Annotated in this window: 16 protein-coding genes; 6 read left to right on the top strand and 10 right to left on the bottom strand. The window is 37.8% G+C overall.

Annotated elements, in window-relative coordinates; translation table 11 throughout:
• Window positions 1-31 precede the first annotated feature (31 nt).
• From P0077_RS18240 to P0077_RS18220, 5 genes are all read right to left on the bottom strand, one after another.
• Window positions 32-781: an IS3 family transposase gene (locus tag P0077_RS18240; RefSeq protein ID WP_276166635.1), complete on the bottom strand. Its 750-nt coding sequence runs from the start codon at window positions 779-781 to the stop codon at window positions 32-34.
• A gap of 117 nt (window positions 782-898) precedes the next feature.
• Complete coding sequence (locus tag P0077_RS18235; RefSeq protein ID WP_276166634.1) at window positions 899-1333, bottom strand: hypothetical protein; 435 nt, start codon at window positions 1331-1333, stop codon at window positions 899-901.
• Between the two features lie 158 nt (window positions 1334-1491).
• The gene (locus P0077_RS18230) at window positions 1492-3819 is read right to left on the bottom strand and encodes an ATP-dependent helicase (protein WP_276166633.1); all 2328 of its coding nucleotides are present in this window, start codon (window positions 3817-3819) and stop codon (window positions 1492-1494) included.
• 216 nt (window positions 3820-4035) lie between these two features.
• Window positions 4036-5130 (bottom strand): redox-regulated ATPase YchF, encoded by a 1095-nt coding sequence (gene ychF, locus P0077_RS18225; RefSeq protein WP_276166632.1) that lies wholly within the window; start codon window positions 5128-5130, stop codon window positions 4036-4038.
• A 178-nt stretch (window positions 5131-5308) separates the two neighbouring features.
• The gene (locus tag P0077_RS18220) at window positions 5309-5662 is read right to left on the bottom strand and encodes a 4Fe-4S dicluster domain-containing protein (RefSeq protein ID WP_276166631.1); all 354 of its coding nucleotides are present in this window, start codon (window positions 5660-5662) and stop codon (window positions 5309-5311) included.
• Between the two features lie 131 nt (window positions 5663-5793).
• Between P0077_RS18220 and P0077_RS18215 the strand changes: the two genes are divergently transcribed.
• The 6 genes from P0077_RS18215 to P0077_RS18190 all read left to right on the top strand — a co-directional run bounded on the left by P0077_RS18215 (window position 5794) and on the right by P0077_RS18190 (window position 10931).
• The gene (locus P0077_RS18215; RefSeq protein WP_276166630.1) at window positions 5794-6834 is read left to right on the top strand and encodes an acyl-CoA reductase; all 1041 of its coding nucleotides are present in this window, start codon (window positions 5794-5796) and stop codon (window positions 6832-6834) included.
• Window positions 6835-6909: 75 nt separating this feature from the next.
• On the top strand, window positions 6910-7974 hold the full coding sequence (serC, locus tag P0077_RS18210) for a 3-phosphoserine/phosphohydroxythreonine transaminase (protein WP_276166629.1): 1065 nt from the start codon (window positions 6910-6912) through the stop codon (window positions 7972-7974).
• 223 nt (window positions 7975-8197) lie between these two features.
• Window positions 8198-9148, top strand: a complete 951-nt coding sequence (locus P0077_RS18205) for a D-2-hydroxyacid dehydrogenase (RefSeq protein WP_276166628.1) — start codon at window positions 8198-8200, stop codon at window positions 9146-9148.
• A gap of 259 nt (window positions 9149-9407) precedes the next feature.
• A complete protein-coding gene (locus P0077_RS18200) occupies window positions 9408-10040 on the top strand; it encodes a DUF937 domain-containing protein (RefSeq protein WP_276166627.1) in 633 nt (210 codons plus the stop codon).
• 101 nt (window positions 10041-10141) lie between these two features.
• On the top strand, window positions 10142-10600 hold the full coding sequence (locus P0077_RS18195) for a DUF6146 family protein (protein ID WP_276166626.1): 459 nt from the start codon (window positions 10142-10144) through the stop codon (window positions 10598-10600).
• Window positions 10601-10628: 28 nt separating this feature from the next.
• Window positions 10629-10931 (top strand): DUF6787 family protein, encoded by a 303-nt coding sequence (locus P0077_RS18190; protein WP_276166625.1) that lies wholly within the window; start codon window positions 10629-10631, stop codon window positions 10929-10931.
• A gap of 254 nt (window positions 10932-11185) precedes the next feature.
• On the opposite strand, the gene P0077_RS18185 is transcribed toward P0077_RS18190, so the two are convergent.
• The 5 genes from P0077_RS18185 to folE all read right to left on the bottom strand — a co-directional run bounded on the left by P0077_RS18185 (window position 11186) and on the right by folE (window position 15105).
• Window positions 11186-12070, bottom strand: coding sequence for a sterol desaturase family protein (locus P0077_RS18185; protein ID WP_276166624.1), 885 nt, complete (start codon window positions 12068-12070; stop codon window positions 11186-11188).
• A gap of 43 nt (window positions 12071-12113) precedes the next feature.
• Entirely contained in the window at window positions 12114-12602 is a 489-nt protein-coding gene (locus tag P0077_RS18180; RefSeq protein WP_276166623.1) for a monoheme cytochrome C, read from the bottom strand.
• The gene (locus P0077_RS18175; RefSeq protein ID WP_276166622.1) at window positions 12603-13823 is read right to left on the bottom strand and encodes a sulfite oxidase; all 1221 of its coding nucleotides are present in this window, start codon (window positions 13821-13823) and stop codon (window positions 12603-12605) included. It lies immediately after the preceding gene.
• Between the two features lie 289 nt (window positions 13824-14112).
• Complete coding sequence (locus tag P0077_RS18170; RefSeq protein WP_276166621.1) at window positions 14113-14412, bottom strand: hypothetical protein; 300 nt, start codon at window positions 14410-14412, stop codon at window positions 14113-14115.
• A gap of 93 nt (window positions 14413-14505) precedes the next feature.
• Window positions 14506-15105 (bottom strand): GTP cyclohydrolase I FolE, encoded by a 600-nt coding sequence (gene folE, locus P0077_RS18165; protein WP_276166620.1) that lies wholly within the window; start codon window positions 15103-15105, stop codon window positions 14506-14508.
• Window positions 15106-15170 lie beyond the last annotated feature (65 nt).

The following is a 15170-nucleotide window of genomic DNA, read 5'->3' as shown; positions in this document are numbered from 1 at the left end:
GATACAGATTATTAAGGATTAAATTTATTATTTAAATCTCATTGAAGCTAGCTTCAATGAGATTTTTTGATTTGTATTGTTTCATTATGATTTTGTTTTGCCGATGCATGAGTTCCGGTGTTAGCATGTGGTTCGATAGATGTGGTCTTAAGTTGTTGTAAATGCAAATAGCTTGTTCTACCAATTTTCTCTTCATAGGTAACGACTGTATATGTTTTGCAACGTTGAACTCTTGTTTAAGTATACCATTGATCCTTTCTGCAATTGCATTTTCATAAGGGTCGTATTTTTCGGTCATACTGGATTTAATTGCGTTTTGCGACAATAGGTTCTGATATTCATTGGAACAATATTGCAACCCTCTATCGGAGTGGTGAATAAGTGGTTTATCTTTATACATCCTATTGTTCAAAGCCATCTCCAAAGCTTTTATGGTTCCATCAACTGCCAGACTTTCCGATACATTATATCCTATTATTTTTTTAGAATAAGCGTCCGTTATCAATGCTAGATAAGATGGGTTTTTTCTAGATCCTAAATAGGTTATATCGCCAACCCATACTTGTTCCGGTCGATTGATCTCAACATTGCAAACAATATTCTTATGCTTTCTAAATCGATGGTGCGAGTCTGTAGTTATGTGATATGATCTTTTAGGCTTTATAAGCATATGGTTTGCTTTGAGTATCCTAAAGAGTTTATCTCTGCCAACATTTAAAACAAAGAGTTTGTCTTTCAATATATAATACAATTTTCTAGTACCTAATTTTAGGCATGACACTACGAATGCTGCGCACTAAAGCAATGACTTGTTTTACTATATGCTGCTTTTTCGTCCTAGATTTAACAGCTCTATAATATACCTGTCTATTTAGCCCGAGTAAGTTACAGGTGGAAACTATTGTTTCTTTTTGTTCTTCTTTGAAGCGTTCAATAACTCGGGCGTGTAATTTTTTCTGATAGCAATATCATATTCCTTTTCTGCCATATCTACTAACATATCAAAAATGATTACCTTTTTATCAGCTCTTTCGGCCAAGTGCTCGGCACGAGCCTTTTGCTTTTCCAAAAGTTTAACTTTAGCCTCTAGCTCAACGATTCTTTGTTCCGGTGTTTTTGCCACGGTTACTACGGATAGGTTTTCCCAATCAAAGGTACCATATTTTCGTAACCATGAAGTAATTGTTGATCTGGCCTGTATGCCATATTTAAGGTGAGCGGAAAGTCTATCCTGCTTACCAGATTCAATTTCCTCTACTACTTGAAGCTTAAAAGAAAGCGAATAGTCTTTTTGGGTTCTTTTTATATAACCCGTCTTTACTGATGTATTCATTACACTAAATTTTAGTGTATCGCTATGTTAGGACGGGACATTATAACAAATAGAAAAGCCCCATGAAATCTATTCATGGGGCTTTTGTTTCTTGTAAAACTAACTCGGGGCAAGTCCACTAGGCATTTAATCTCGGTTATCGAGTAAATGTCTATCAATTAGCCTATTATCTCCAACTTAGCAAAGCGAAGCAACAACTTCTTTATATCCCCTTTATCAAACTGGATTTCGGCTTTTTTATCGTTGCCCACACCTTCAATCTTCAATACCTTACCACGACCAAAACGCGTATGGTTAATAACACTGCCTTCAGCTAAATTAGGGTCTACGGAATTGGTATTCCCAACCGGAGTAGCAAGTTCTGGTTTCAATTTTCTTAATTTTCTGAGCTGCGTTTCATTTGGTTTTTTACGGCTTGGAGGTGTTCCACCTACTGGTTTAGCCTGCCTTAATCTACTTTTATCTACTTCCCCAAAAATATCATTATCTACAAGTGGCTTATATCGATATCCTGTATCTATCGGCGTAAGGTTCTCTACATATTTTTCATCGATCTCCTCTAAAAACCGACTAGGCTCTGCATCTATTAATTTCCCCCATCGGTATCGGTTTTGGGTGTATGTAAGATAGGCCTGTTTCTCTGCTCGCGTTAATGCTACGTAAAATAACCTTCGCTCTTCTTCCAACTCACTACGGGTGTTCATACTCATTCCAGAAGGAAAAAGATCTTCTTCCATCCCAACAATATACACATATGGGAACTCAAGCCCCTTAGCCAGGTGGATAGTCATTAAAGCCACACGGTCATCATCTCCCTTGTCATTATCCAAATCGGTTGCCAAAGCTACATCCTCTAAAAACTCACTGATACTTCCGGTAGCTTCGTCTATTTCTTTCTGCCCCTCCACAAAATCCTTAATACCATTGAGCAGCTCTTCAATATTCTCCATCTTGCCAATACCTTCTGGCGTGCCATCCTTTTTAAACTCTAAAAGAACACCGGTTTTTTTAGCCACATGTTCGGCCAAAGTAAAGGCATCCGTATTTTCATTCATAATTTGAAAACTTTGGATCATGGTGGTGAAATCTTGCAACTTTCGCTGTGTACCCGCGTTGATTTTTAGATTAATTTTTTCCAGATTTTGAATCACTTCAAAAATAGAACGGTTATAGTGATTGGCAGCCACCGTTAGCTTATCCAAAGTGGTTTGACCTATACCTCGGGCAGGAAAATTTATAATCCGCTTAAGGGCTTCTTCGTCTTTAGGGTTAATAATCAAGCGTAAATAACTTAAGACGTCCTTAATTTCTTTACGTTGATAAAAAGAAAGTCCGCCATAAATACGGTAAGGTATATCCCGCTTCCGCAAAGCATCCTCAATAGCACGTGACTGGGAATTTGTACGATATAATACTGCAAATTGACCATTGTCCAACTGTTCGTTCATTTTATGGTCCCAAATGGAACCCGCAACGAACCTACCTTCTTCAGCATCTGTAGTACTCCTGTGTATTTTTATGCTTCCGCCATCATCATTTGACGTCCAAACTACTTTCTCTAGCTGTTCTTTGTTATTTGCAATTATGGAATTAGCTGCGTTTACAATATTTCTAGTAGACCTGTAATTCTGTTCCAGACGGTACATTCCCACATTATCATAATCTTTCTGGAAATTTAGAATATTACTAATGTTAGCTCCACGGAAAGAATAGATACTCTGCGCATCATCTCCTACTACACAAATATTATGGAAACGATCAGCAAGAGCTTTAACAATAAGATACTGGGAGTGGTTGGTATCTTGGTACTCATCTACCAAGATATACCTAAATCGATCTTGATATTTTGCCAATACTTCAGGAAAACGATTCAGAAGTTCGTTGGTTCGAAGTAGAAGGTCATCAAAATCCATCGCGCCCGCTTTAAAACAACGGTCCACATAGTTCTGATATATTTCCCCTATTCTGGGTCTTTTGGCCATGGCGTCCGCCTCTACCAAATCCGGATTGTTCAAATATGCTTTAACCGTAATTAAGCTGTTCTTGAAAGAGGATATACGATTCTGTACCTGTTTGTATTTATATATATCCTTATCAAGTCCCATTTCTTTAATTATGGAAGCTAATAAACGCTGAGAATCTTGAGTATCGTAAATAGTGAAATTACTGGGGAAACCTAATTTATCTCCATCATACCGCAACAACTTTGCAAAAACGGAGTGAAATGTCCCCATCCAAAGGTTTTTGGTCTCAGATTTACCTGCAATCTTTCCAATACGCTCTTTCATTTCACGAGCTGCTTTGTTCGTAAAGGTAAGCGCCAGAATATTGAAAGGATCAACGCCTTGCTGCATTAAGTAAGCAATCCGAAAGGTGAGTACCCTTGTTTTACCGGATCCCGCTCCTGCAATAACCATTAACGGACCGTCTTTGTGAAGAACGGGTGCTCTTTGGGCATCGTTCAGTTCGTCTATGAAATTCTTCAATTTACTAGAGTATTTTTTAGAATTGTGAATTTAACCATAAATAGGCTTATCCTAAAATGATGTTGATTTCTTTTATAAACAGTATGGACTATTAGCTGTTAAAATAAAGGAAGACCACAAAAGTACACTTCTGTGGTCTTAAAAATATGATTTTTCCACACACTCAACATATTGAGCTGTACGGTAATGCTGTCTTGCGAATTAACTATTAACTTACTATACGTTAAATCTAAAGTGCATAACATCACCATCCTTAACGATGTACTCTTTACCTTCTACGCGCATTTTACCCGCTTCCTTTACTTTGGCTTCACTACCAAACTCCACATAATCATTATAAGCGATAACTTCCGCGCGAATAAAACCTTTTTCAAAATCCGTATGAATAACACCTGCTGCTTGCGGAGCAGTTGCTCCAACAGGAATAGTCCAAGCACGCACCTCTTTTACACCAGCAGTAAAATAGGTTTCTAAATCCAATAATTTATAAGCTCCACGAATCAACTTTGCAGAACCAGGCTCATCCAGACCCAAATCTTCCAAGAACATCTGACGCTCTTCATAGGTTTCCAATTCCGTGATGTCCGCTTCTGTGCCAACGGCCAAAACAATAACTTCAGCATTTTCTTGAGCAACGGCAGCTTTTACCTTTTCAACATAATCATTTCCTGTAGCAGCAGCTGCTTCATCAACATTACAAACATACATTACGGGCTTATCCGTAATGAACTGTAATGGTTTTACATATTCTTCTCTATCATCATCGGAAATATCAATGGCACGGACCGAAGTACCCGCCTCTAGGCCTGTTTTTAACTTCAACAGAACAGCTTCTTCTTTTTGAGCTTCTTTATTACCCGTTTTAGCGGCACGTTTTACCTTATCCAGTTTTTTGTCTACTGTTTCAAGGTCTTTTAGCTGCAACTCCATATCAATGGTTTCTTTGTCCCTTATAGGGTCTACAGAACCATCCACATGAACAATATTATCGTCATTAAAACACCGTAATACATGCAATATAGCATCAGTTTCCCGGATATTCCCCAAAAACTGATTCCCTAATCCTTCTCCCTTACTTGCCCCTTTAACCAAACCTGCAATATCAACAATTTCAACAGTTGCCGGGAGAACACGCTCTGGATCAACCAAAGACTCTAATTTTTGCAATCTTGCATCGGGGACATTTACAACCCCAATATTGGGTTCTATGGTACAAAAAGGAAAATTGGCGCTTTGCGCTTTGGCATTGGAGAGACAATTAAAAAGGGTTGATTTTCCTACGTTTGGCAACCCGACTATACCTGCTTTCATGTAATTGAACGTTAAATTTTAGAAGCTATTGACGCTTTTGATCTTTCGTTTTTCTTTTTCAGGATGCAAAGATAACGTATAAAGCCATAAATAGACCTCAAAATTCAAGAAACAAAAAACCCGAGCATTGCTCGGGTTTTATTCACGGTCTTTCGACCCAAAAAATTTCTTTAATTTTCTAACCGTCAGGGTGCATGAATTTTTGCTTTGCCAAAAGCGTGTCTTCAGACTCAACATGGTCATCATCGGGCACACAACAATCTACAGGGCATACCGCTGCACACTGTGGCTCTTCATGAAAGCCCATACATTCCGTACATTTATCTGGTGAAATATAATAAATTTCATCACTGATCGGCTCCTGAACCTCTTCGGCGTTTACTGCTTTCCCATCAGGAAGCACAACATCACCTTCAAGAGAAGTACCATCACTATACCTCCATTCATCCGCACCTTCGTAAATTGCAGTATTGGGGCACTCCGGCTCACAAGCTCCGCAATTAATACATTCATCTGTTATAACTATTGCCATATTATTCAATTTAAGCTGAACAGACTTAAAAGCTGTTCGTTATATTTTCATTTCGTAATCAAAAAGAAAAATCAATTCAGTATTCTTACTTTTGCACAAAGGTACTTCGGAATACAATTTTGAACAAATATATGAACGACCATCACAAAACTTTTATTGCATTTGTTAAACTCGGCCACTTTCTTAGAGAGTTTGTTACATTGGAAACACCAACTGAGGAATGGGCTCGGAAATTAGACGATGCTATTACGTTGTCCAAACATAAAAATGGTTGGTTTACAAGAGAAAATGTTACCCATTCACTAAAAAGCTGGGGAGAGCTATTAACAGAAGAAAATCTTTCCTCTTGGTTGGCATCTTATGATTTAGGTACCAATAGACCAAAAACGGTAGCCTTAATTATGGCCGGAAATATTCCGTTAGTCGGTTTTCATGATTTTTTATCCGTTCTCATTACGGGAAATAAGGTGTTGGTTAAACTATCTTCCAATGATAATGTACTCATTTTATTTTTAAATAGTTACCTCTGCTCTATTGAACCTATATTTAAAGAAACAATTGAGATAGTAGATGGAAAACTGGAAGGCTTTGACGCTGTAATCGCCACGGGAAGTAATAATACTTCTCGCTATTTTGAACACTATTTCAGCAAAGGTCCTCATATTATACGGAAGAATAGAAATTCTATTGCCGTACTAACCGGAAATGAATCAAAGGAACAACTGAATGCTTTGGGCGAGGATATTTTTAGATATTACGGATTAGGATGCCGTAGTGTAAGTAAAGTTTTTGTTCCTAAAGCGTATGATTTTGCTACGCTTTTTGAAGCAATTTACCCATACCACCCTATTGTAGACCATGATAAATATGCTAATAATTACGATTACAACAAGGCTGTTTACCTTATGTCCGAGTTTAAAATACTGGATAATGGGTTTCTTATCTTAAAAGAAGACCATAGCTATTCCTCTCCTATTGCTTCCCTATTTTATGAGCGTTATGAAAATTTAGACGCACTAAAAGAACGTCTGGCCTTAGACTCAAATGAATTGCAATGTATTGTTTCAGAGAATGTTGTTAAAAACGAAATAGCTTTTGGGCAAACCCAGCAACCATCACTCAATGACTATGCGGACAATATTGATACTGTTGATTTCCTGTTAAAAACCTAGTAGATTTTTTATCTAGAAACACCCCTATTTTCCTTTAAATTGAAGACCTTTACCTCTTAAATTTTTATAAGCCTTATGAAAAAACATAATTTTAGTGCCGGCCCATGTATTTTGCCTCAAGAAGTATTTCTAAAAGCTTCGGAAGCTATAATGGATTTTAATGGCTCGGGGCTTTCCCTAATAGAGATTTCTCATCGCAGCAAAGATTTTGTGGCGGTAATGGAAAACGCCAGAAGCTTGGCTCTTGAGCTTTTAGGGTTGGAAGGAAAAGGATACTCCGCAATCTTTCTTCAAGGTGGCGCTAGCATGCAGTTTTTGATGACAGCATACAACCTCTTGGAAAACAAAGCAGGATACCTTAATACGGGTACCTGGAGCGAAAAGGCCATTAAAGAAGCCAAAATGTTTGGTGACGTTGTAGAAGTAGGTTCGTCAAAAGATGAAAATTTTAATTACATACCTAAAGGGTATTCAATTCCCGAAGGACTTGACTATTTACACCTGACTTCAAACAATACTATTTTTGGAACGCAAATAAAGAAGTTTCCAAACACCAATGTACCATTGGTATGCGACATGAGCTCTGATATTTTCTCTCGTCAGTTGGACTTTTCCCAGTTTGATCTTATTTACGCCGGCGCCCAAAAAAATATGGGTCCAGCGGGAGCAACTCTTGTGGTGGTGAAGGACGAAATTCTTGGTAAAGTGACCAGACAAATTCCTAGTATGTTAAATTACCAGGTCCACATTTCAAAAGATAGCATGTTTAACACACCTCCTGTTTTTGCGGTCTACACATCTATGCTAACTTTAGAATGGTTGAAAAATGCGGGTGGCATTGCAGCAATAGAAGAAATTAACGAAAAGAAAGCGCAGTTAATCTACTCTGAAATTGACTTAAACCCAGTTTTTAAAGGATACGCAAATAAGGAAGACCGCTCTAACATGAACGCTACTTTCAATCTAACGGACGAGAAGTTAAAAGAGACTTTTGAATCCATGTGCAAAGAGGCAGGAATTAACGGTATTAATGGGCACCGTTCCGTAGGAGGCTACCGTGCATCTATGTACAATGCGCTTTCACTGGAGAGTGTTGGCATCCTTGTAGATGTAATGAGCGAAATGGAGAGAAAAGGGTAAACAAACCCTAATCATTAGGTTTTAAGAATACCTCCGTTGGCACGTAAGAACGGAACGTATATTGTGGACAGTCAAACTACCGCGAGGTATTAAAAGGAATACATTTTGATTTCGAGGCAAGCCTCGGAACATTTAATCTCAATTATCGAGTAAATAAAGCCGAGCTAAACCTTTCATTATTTACTGTCGATTATCAACAATACTAACAAATTTTCCGAATAGAATGAAGATACTTGCAAACGACGGAATAGCACAACCCGGCATAAAGGCACTTGAAGCCTCCGGTTTTGAAGTTCTTACCACCACAGTAGCACAAGAGCAGTTACAGAATTTTATAAATGAGAACGAAATAGAAGCTTTGCTGGTGCGAAGTGCTACACAGGTTAGAAAAGACCTTATTGACAACTGCCCTACCCTTAAACTCATTGGTAGAGGTGGTGTTGGCATGGATAATATTGATGTTGAATACGCAAAAGAAAAAGGTCTTCATGTTATAAATACACCTGCAGCTTCTTCGTCATCCGTAGCGGAACTCGTCTTTGCCCATCTCTTTGGAGGTGTACGCTATTTGCACGACGCCAATAGAAATATGCCCCTTGAAGGCGATAGCAATTTCAAGAGTCTAAAAAAGTCCTATGGCTCCGGAATAGAACTGCGCGGAAAAACCTTGGGAATTATAGGTTTTGGAAGAATTGGTCAAGCTACAGCCAAGATAGCTTTGGGCGTTGGCATGAAAGTTATTTTTTACGACCCATATTTAGAAGAAGCGTCAATTACAATTCCGTTTTTTGATGGACAATCCATAACCTTTAACTTGGAGTGTCAAACCAAAGAAACATTGGTTTCAACTTCAGATTTCATAACTCTACACGTACCTGCGCAAAAGGATTATGTTCTAGGCAAGGAAGAGTTTGAAATGATGAAACCCGGTGTTGGAATTATAAATGCCGCCCGTGGTGGTGTTTTAGACGAAGTTGCCCTTATTGATGCCTTAGAAAACGGCAATGTTATTTTTGCAGGTCTAGACGTATATGAGTCTGAGCCTAATCCAGAAATTAGAATACTAATGCATCCTAATATTTCTTTGACCCCACATATTGGTGGCGCCACTGGAGAGGCTCAAAACCGCATAGGGACTGAATTAGCGGAACAAATCATTTCGTTATTAAAATAAGTCTAATTCATCAATGCAAAAAACCTCGTTGAGCAATTGCTTTTCAACGAGGTTTTTCGCATTTCACCCATCACTACACCCGAGAACTGTAATTGATTTAATAATTGAAATAAAACTGTTAAATCACTGTTTAACAATGTTTTATTTCAATTATAAACATTTGTTTACTTTCATTTTAGAATCTTCTTTTTTCTCTTTAGCACAATTTTGAAGAAATCTTTTTCGTAAATTGTTATCCAATTATAAAACACTAAGCATTATGTCAGGATTATTAGATTTATTAAGCAGCCCAATGGGCAAACAATTAATAAGTGGTGTAGCCAGCCAGACCGGTAAATCTACCGATCAAACCGGTAGCGTATTAAGCATGGCTTTGCCTGTATTAATGGGCGCAATGAAAAAGAACGCATCTTCCCAGGAAGGCGCTGAAGGTTTAATGAATGCTCTTTCGGGAAAACATAGCGGAGGAATTCTAGATAATCTTGGCGGTCTGTTTAGCGGTGGTGTAGACCAATCCGTGCTGGATGATGGTGCAGGTATACTAGGCCATGTTCTTGGAGGAAAGCAAGCCACTGTAGAAAACGCGATTAGTCAAAAATCCGGAATGGATGCTGGTTCTGTTTCTACTATTCTAAAAGTAGCCGCCCCTATCCTTCTTGGATTTTTAGGCAAACAAACTCAGGAACAAAATATCAGTGATTCAAGCGGTATTAATAACCTTCTCGGCGGGTTAATGGGTGGTGGCAATGCTGGCAACCAACAGCAATCACTAATAGAATCTTTCCTAGACTCTGATGGTGACGGCAGCATTCTTGACGATGTAGCTTCTATGGCCCTTGGGGGAAAGAAAGGAGGTATTGGTGGTATGCTAGGTGGTTTGTTCGGAAAATAGCCGGAAAACCTTATGAAAATATGAAAAGCCGCTTGTTTACACGAGCGGTTTTTTTTGTAAATTGTTTTAATTGCATCATAGCATAAAACAAAGTTTAAGTCATGAGAAAACTATATATCCTTTTAGGAACGATTTCTTTTTTTACTTTATGCATAATAAGTAGCTGCAAAACAACAAAAGAAACCGTTTCTATCTCTGAAGAAGAAAAATCTGCATTCCAACAAAAGGAAGGCGACACCATTACTATTGCCGACGATTCTACGGAATATGAGATTATTATTATTGAACCTGGTTTTAATTTCTGGCTTCAAAGTATAGCTAGGCCGCGTAATTTTTATTCGCAATCATATATGGAGAATAGAAATCAGATTTTCGTTACCAATTACAATCAGCGAGTTACGCAACCCATGCGCTTTGACCCGAATCTGTACGAACTGCAAATTAACTATGATCCCCATATAGATTACGGTTATGAAGTAAATTATAAACTCTACAATTATTTTATTTATTTTCAACGAAAATACAATCAACGCTTAGGTCCTTTTGTACCAAGAATTTGATTGTTTATATTTGCGGAACATTGATGTTATGGAAAAATTAAAACAACGTTGGGGAATAGACTCCAATTTTCAGATAGTAGTTATCTTTATCGTATTTGCCATTACCGGCTCAACAGCTGCTAAATTGGCGGCACCTGTAACTGAATTTATAGGTCTGGATAGCGAAACCACCAATGCTTGGCTGTACTGGACAGCCCGCATACTGCTTATATTCCCCATATACCAAGTGCTCCTAGTGGCAATTGGATGGCTTTTTGGTCAATTTCAATTTTTTTGGAATTTTGAAAAGAAAATGATCAATAGAATCGGACTAGGGTTTCTGCTAAAGTAATTCGTAAATTTTCTATCCCAAACCTATTGCTTCTGTACTTTATGGAATAGAAGCAACATAATCATACATTTTATTTTACGTTTTATTTTACTGCTATTTTACACCATAGACATGCACGAGTATTTCTGATTCATGACTAACCATAAAAATCTAAAATAAAGCTGATTAACAACTTTTCCTAAAGCAACCCTTTAAGAAGTTTTCAAAAAAATCAGCTATTAAGATGATATATTTGTATAGAAATTGAAGATATTTTATTGGCTTTTTCTTCTAAAATTAAAACCATGTACCAGCTGACCCAGAAAGCTTTTAGGTAACTCGTGGTCCCCCTCATACCCTAGAGGTACCAAACCGCTATCCTCGGGAATATAATCTGTTCTAAATATATAATCCCACAAGCTTAGACTTATACCATAATTCACTCCATTCTTTCTGTTTTTGGGAAGTTCATAGGCATGGTGATACAAATGCATAACCGGATTATTGAAAATATACTTCAAAGGTCCCCAAGTAAGTTTTATGTTCGAATGATTTAAATGACCAATGGATATGGCAAAGAAATGAACAATATAAGCTTGTTCCGGCTCAAAGCCACCCAACAGCATTACTGCAAACGTTTTTAGCGGTTTATAGAAGATATTTTCCATCCAATGGTACCGCATATGCGCTGCAAAACCCATCTCTTTCACACTATGATGTACTTTATGAAACTCCCACAAAAAAGCATACCTGTGCAATAACATGTGAGTAAACCACTGAACAAAATCCAGCAAGACAAAAAAGACTCCTAATTGCACTATAGAAGGCCAGTTATCAATATCAAAAATTGATATAGTATCAAATGAAATACCGATATCTAAAAACAATATTTCCAATAACTTATAAAACCCACTAATAGCAATAGCGAACAAGAAGAAGTTGAAGAAAATATAGAACGCATCCAGCCAAAAATCCTTCCTGAAAACGGCTTGGTTTTTGCGCCATGGAAAGGCAATTTCAAGAATCCAAACTAAGATGGACAGCAAAATAATTCCCCAAAAATAATTGGTATACCAAGGCACCTCAAACAAAATGGATTTCCATGTCCAATTTAGAGTACCCAAGAAAGAATTCAGAAATGCATCTCCATACTTCTCCATTGTTAGAAGGTGTAAGTTTTGACTTAATAGTCGGTAAAAAGATTTAATCTTTCAACTCGTACCATTCAATATCTGTTAAAACTTCTCTTCTACCCTTCTTCTTAGGTGGATAGTTCGTTACCAAGTAATCTATGATGATATCTTCGTTTTTACCTAAATCCCATAAATTTTGGGTTTCCTGCATCCATTTAATAGTAGATTTCCAACGCTCTTTGTTCATACGGTTTTGCATCACCAGTTTAGCAGAATGACAATTGGTACAATTTTGAACCGTCTCCATCATTCCTGGCGCTTCTACAAAACCGGTACGTACATGAATTCCATTTTCAATCTTATCAAAATCATCCTCTTCCACAGGCACATCAACCATTTCCGAGTTATGTTCGGAGCTTTTAAAACTAGACAAATCAGGGTCAGCCATAAGATAAATCATAGCTACTGAAAAAAGGGCTACAATTACACATGCTAAAATTAGTATGCGATAAAAACCCTGAAATTCTTGTTTCAGTTTATCGTGATCGTATTTATTCATCTAAGCAACTTTTACGGCTATCCTATGACAAGCATTATTTAAATATCCTTTAGGATTCCAGCCCGGCAGCAACATAGGTTGGCTAACCCCATTAGCATCTGTTGCCCGTGCCCAAACTTCATAATACCCTTCCTGAGGAAAATCTACTTGGGCCGAAAAATGCTGCCATGCCAATCTGTTAGCAGGTTTATCAATAGAGCACTCTTTCCAGGTAGAACCAAAGTCAATAGAATATTCCATTTTAGAAACTTCTAGTTCTCCTGCCCAGGCGTGCCCACGAACCGTTAATTTTTTTCCTCTGGAGATAGTTGCACCGGATTTAGGATAAGTAATAAGGGATTTTACCGGCATAGATTCTATGATACACATATCTTCATCTGCCACCTTTTCTCCGGGAGCTACAGGTTTACAAGGCACTCTGTATGCAGTGCCTGTCATTTTAGTACCATCATGCACTATATTTCTAATGCTGATGCGTTGCAACCATTTGCCAGAAACCGAAGCAGGCCAACCACCCGCAATAACACGAAGCGGATATCCATGAACTAGTGGAATATCTTCCCCATTCATTTTAAAAGCCAATATAGTTTCATCCTGAAGAGCTTTTGCCATTGGAGCACCCCTAGAAATAGGTTCTTTACTCGGATCGCGACTCAAATGAATATCTGCTGCGTGATACCCAAAATATACAGCATCATCTTTTATTCCCACATCTTCAAGTACATCACGAAGTCTAACCCCGGTCCAACTGGCACAATAAACCGCTCCAATAGTCCATTGGTTTCCTTTTGCCGGTGGATCAAACTCACTCCTACCGTTCCCACCACATTCTAATGTTAATTGATAGGTATGATGTTTAAATTTCGATTTTAATTCAGCAAGTGTATAGGTCTTTTTCTGTTTTACAGATTCTCCATCTATGGTAAGCGTCCAGTTGTTCACATCTATCTGCTCTGGTATAAGTCCGTTGTTACGAACAAAAATAGCTTTGTTGGGCGTTATCTTATCATCTAAAAGATGGGCCTGTGCCTCCATGTTCCAAGGTTTGTCGTTCAAGACCACCATATCCTTGTCTTTTTTAAATAATTTAAAAGGATCTGGATCCTGAAGAGCCAATGGGATATAATTTTCGGTCATTTTTGAACCGTAAACGATATCGGTTCCAACGATACTGGCCAAAGATGCTAGCGCAGCCTTACCAATAAACTTTCTTCTTTGCATAAAATCTAGGTCTGGGTTTTACTCAAAGTTATGGCTATTTCATATACTCCTCTATGCTATTTTAAGAATTTAATTTTTTTTTAAGGTTTTGATTGCGACACTCTTAAAATATATGAAGTAAAAAGTCGCAGCCCCATACATACAAGAGCACAATGGAATTAAGAAAATTTTAATCCTAAGGATTTAAAAATGAATTATGTAAACAAATACCTACTAAATCGATGGGTTTTTAGGCAAACTGAAGCGCTTACCAACCTTTGCGCAAATATGCGTTAACAAAACATTAACTTTATATTTTGATAGCTTCCGCGTGCTTTGATTTTTTAAAAACATAGGTGTACAACCACATTATGGTGAAAGTGGGAATTACATCTAAACCAGGTATAATTTCTTCCAGGAAAGTTACAATACCCGCGCCTTGGCCAATTTTGCCCTTGTACATGCGGGTCATAAGCCAACCGGCCAGTGGTGCCCAAACAATATCCGAAAATTCGCCTACAAATGGAATAGCAAACGAGAGCATGCCAATCCCATCAAAAAGCAAACTTAGAAGTAGTTTTTTATATTTATCGTCTTTCTCTTTTGACATGATGAAAAGTTATTTATTCTCTTCATTAAAAGCAATAAGAGTGCCAAAAAATAACGATTAAATCAACTTGGTAAAATACAGGTGAACAAGTCCTTATGACAAATCTGAACTAATCAATTTCAAAAACTCGTTTCGAGTTTCTATTTTTTCAAACTGGCCTCTAAAACCGGATGTAGTAGTAACAGAATTTTGCTTTTGCACGCCACGCATCATCATACACATATGAGAAGCTTCAATGACCACGGCAACACCTTTAGGTTTTAATGTATTGTTTATGCACTCTAAGATATCATGCGTAAGACGCTCCTGCACTTGCAAACGACGAGCAAACACGTCCACCACACGAGGTATTTTGCTCAAACCCACTATATGTCCATTCGGTATGTAGGCTACATGGGCCTTACCAAAAAATGGTAGCATATGGTGCTCACAAAGGGAATACAGCTCAATATCCTTTATAATGACCATATCGTCATAATCTTCTTTAAACATGGCGCCCTTAAGTATTTCTACCGCATCTTGTTGGTAGCCCTGGGTAAGGAAAAGCATGGCTTTGGCAGCTCTTTCCGGAGTTTTTACCAACCCTTCTCGAGTAACGTCCTCCCCTATTCCATCTATAATTTTTGAAAATCGGTCTTTGACGTCGGCCGTGATTTCCATATTGTATTCTTCCAAATTTCTATAGGGTGCCATAAAGCTATATTGTTTATTGTAAATGTAAAAATAATGAACAAAAGTACAGTTTTCTATACTAAAGG

The sequence above is a fragment of the Zobellia alginiliquefaciens genome, assembly GCF_029323795.1.
GTDB lineage: Bacteria > Bacteroidota > Bacteroidia > Flavobacteriales > Flavobacteriaceae > Zobellia > Zobellia alginiliquefaciens.
Note: the sequence above shows the minus strand (reverse complement) of the source record. Positions and strands in the feature narration are given on the sequence as shown.

Bases quoted from the DNA above. Each gene is read 5' to 3' on its own strand.
- ychF (WP_276166632.1), bottom strand. From the start codon at position 5,130: ATGAAAGCAGGTATAGTCGGGTTGCCAAACGTAGGAAAATCAACCCTT.
- P0077_RS18205 (WP_276166628.1), top strand. From the start codon at position 8,198: ATGAAGATACTTGCAAACGACGGAATAGCACAACCCGGCATAAAGGCA.
- P0077_RS18180 (WP_276166623.1), bottom strand. From the start codon at position 12,602: ATGAATAAATACGATCACGATAAACTGAAACAAGAATTTCAGGGTTTT.
- P0077_RS18215 (WP_276166630.1), top strand. From the start codon at position 5,794: ATGAACGACCATCACAAAACTTTTATTGCATTTGTTAAACTCGGCCAC.
- P0077_RS18200 (WP_276166627.1), top strand. From the start codon at position 9,408: ATGTCAGGATTATTAGATTTATTAAGCAGCCCAATGGGCAAACAATTA.
- P0077_RS18175 (WP_276166622.1), bottom strand. From the start codon at position 13,823: ATGCAAAGAAGAAAGTTTATTGGTAAGGCTGCGCTAGCATCTTTGGCC.
- P0077_RS18185 (WP_276166624.1), bottom strand. From the start codon at position 12,070: ATGGAGAAGTATGGAGATGCATTTCTGAATTCTTTCTTGGGTACTCTA.
- P0077_RS18195 (WP_276166626.1), top strand. From the start codon at position 10,142: ATGAGAAAACTATATATCCTTTTAGGAACGATTTCTTTTTTTACTTTA.
- folE (WP_276166620.1), bottom strand. From the start codon at position 15,105: ATGGCACCCTATAGAAATTTGGAAGAATACAATATGGAAATCACGGCC.
- serC (WP_276166629.1), top strand. From the start codon at position 6,910: ATGAAAAAACATAATTTTAGTGCCGGCCCATGTATTTTGCCTCAAGAA.
- P0077_RS18235 (WP_276166634.1), bottom strand. From the start codon at position 1,333: ATGAATACATCAGTAAAGACGGGTTATATAAAAAGAACCCAAAAAGAC.
- P0077_RS18190 (WP_276166625.1), top strand. From the start codon at position 10,629: ATGGAAAAATTAAAACAACGTTGGGGAATAGACTCCAATTTTCAGATA.
- P0077_RS18170 (WP_276166621.1), bottom strand. From the start codon at position 14,412: ATGTCAAAAGAGAAAGACGATAAATATAAAAAACTACTTCTAAGTTTG.
- P0077_RS18220 (WP_276166631.1), bottom strand. From the start codon at position 5,662: ATGGCAATAGTTATAACAGATGAATGTATTAATTGCGGAGCTTGTGAG.